The organism is Aequorivita vitellina, assembly GCF_022008365.1.
GTDB lineage: Bacteria > Bacteroidota > Bacteroidia > Flavobacteriales > Flavobacteriaceae > Aequorivita > Aequorivita vitellina.
On sequence record NZ_JAIRBA010000097.1, the window covers coordinates 1 to 1,077 of the forward strand.

1 protein-coding gene is annotated in these 1,077 nt (G+C 28.4%); it reads left to right on the plus strand.

The window, feature by feature from the left end; genetic code table 11:
* Nucleotides 1–228: 228 nt before the first annotated feature.
* On the plus strand, nucleotides 229–696 hold the full coding sequence (locus K8089_RS16115; protein WP_237604313.1) for a type II secretion system protein GspG: 468 nt from the start codon (nucleotides 229–231) through the stop codon (nucleotides 694–696).
* The last annotated feature ends 381 nt before the right edge of the window (nucleotides 697–1,077 follow it).

The following is a 1,077-nucleotide window of genomic DNA, read 5'->3' on the forward strand; positions in this document are numbered from 1 at the left end:
ACTTTGGTTGGGCAGTGGGTACAGTTTTCATATCTTATTGTTTTGGTGAACTTTAAAGATACTGGATCCACTGCTTTTTCATCGATGCTATAATTTATTGCTAGTTCTAGCCTACTTACGAAAATCCTCGCGGATTTTCTATTCGGTTTTTATTTGCTAAATTAGGTGCTTAAAACACGCAACAAACCATATACAAACACGTTGTAGCACATTTGAGAAACGAACTAAATGATAGAATTAATACTTTCGACTTTAGCTGAATTTGGATTAATTCGTGAAGATTATAAACATCAAAAACGAATAACTAAAAAGGAAAAAGAAGACGGAATTAAAAGACCGATTCAAAAATATTTTATGCAACCAAGTGCATTAATGTTTATTTCTGTTTTAGTCATTGGAAGTTTAAGTGCTATTCTGTTTTTTACTTATCAAAGAAAATCTGTATTTCCTAAAAAAACGAAAAATGAGATATCGGAAATGAGTGACAGAATGGAAAATTGGAATAAAAATTTAGGAAAATACCCAACTGAACTAAATGAATTAATCGGAAATAGTCCTTTAAGACAAGGTTGGAAAAAAGACGCTTGGAATCGAGAATATGAATTTAAGATTACGGAAAATGGACAAGGTTTTTTAATCACTTCTGCTGGCTCTGACGGAAAATTTGGAACCGAAGATGATATTAAATCTAATTAATGTAAATATTATGGTTATAAAAACTGAATTAAGTTTGTGAGTTTAATGTTGATAACTGTTCTTAACTTTCTGACATTCAAAAGAAATAATTGATTAAATTTGTTTTATCGAAGCAATTATCTACATAATAACAATTCTGACTTTTATTAAAGAAGTATTCTTTTTTATTAAGAGTAAAGAAGTGGATTCCCTTTTTAAAAAAACCTATTAATGTTGATAACTTGTTATAAGGTTTTATAAAATTCACTTTTCTATTTCAATTAATTTTAGTAAGAAAAAACGTGCTACAACACCGTATCCTATGAAAAGCACTAGTCCAGTTCTTCAAATATAATATTTTATTTTTTAATCACTTCATAATGATTATGTTGTGGTGTTGAA